This window comes from Pseudomonas sp. PA-7-1E (assembly GCF_021605325.1).
GTDB classification, from domain to species: domain Bacteria; phylum Pseudomonadota; class Gammaproteobacteria; order Pseudomonadales; family Pseudomonadaceae; genus Aquipseudomonas; species Aquipseudomonas fluorescens_BV.
Window position 1 is genome coordinate 1 of record NZ_WKFA01000136.1, and the last position, 744, is coordinate 744.

Below are 744 nucleotides of genomic sequence, written 5' to 3' on the forward strand. Positions count from 1 at the left end.
ACGAGTTGCTGGCTTTTGCCGCGCCGTTCGCGGATGAGGTTGCCGAAGGCGTCGTAGTCGTAATGACGGTCGCCCTGAATCATCAGACGATTCGCCGCGACGATGTCCGGGCCGGGGCGGTCTTGCATCAGCAGGTTGCCGGCGGGGTTGTGGGCGAAGCGTTCCTGTACGTCCTGGGAGTGGTCGGCGCGGGTCAGGCGGTTTAGCGGGTCGTAGCGGTAAAGGTGTTCGCCTTTGCGAGTGTCGAGCAGGCGGGTGAGGTTGCCGCTTTTGTCGTAGTCGTATTGGCGTTGGTAGAGGTAGTTTTGCTGCTGCGTAACGGCGTGGGCGTGCAGACGATTCTGGTCGTCGTAGTGGTAGTGGCTGAGCAGTTGGCCTTGCTGGCGCTGATGCTCGCGGCCGCTCTTGAACAGATGTGAGGTGAGCACTTCACCGTTGAGTTCGACGGTAGCGAGGTGGCCGCCTTTATCGTGGGTGAAGGTGACGCGGTTATTGTCCGGCAGGCACAGGTTTTTCAGCTGGCCGCAAGCGTCGTAGCCGTAGCGCAGGGTGCCCCAGCCCTGGTGTTCGGCGGTGAGGCGGTTTTGGCGGTCGTATTCGTAGGCCAACGCCCAGTGGCCGTCCTCGACGCTGAGGAGGTTGCCCTGGCGGTCGTAGGCATAGTCGACAACGCTGGCATCGGGTAGGGTTTTTCGGACGAGGCGACCGGCGTGGTCGCGCTCGTAACGGGTGATTAGCTGACTG

The 744-nt window shown here is 62.2% G+C and carries 1 protein-coding gene; it reads right to left on the minus strand.

The annotated features are described in order from the left end of the window. Positions 1-744 (minus strand): RHS repeat domain-containing protein (locus GIW79_RS29550; protein WP_442968641.1); only part of this gene is annotated, 744 nt, incomplete at both ends.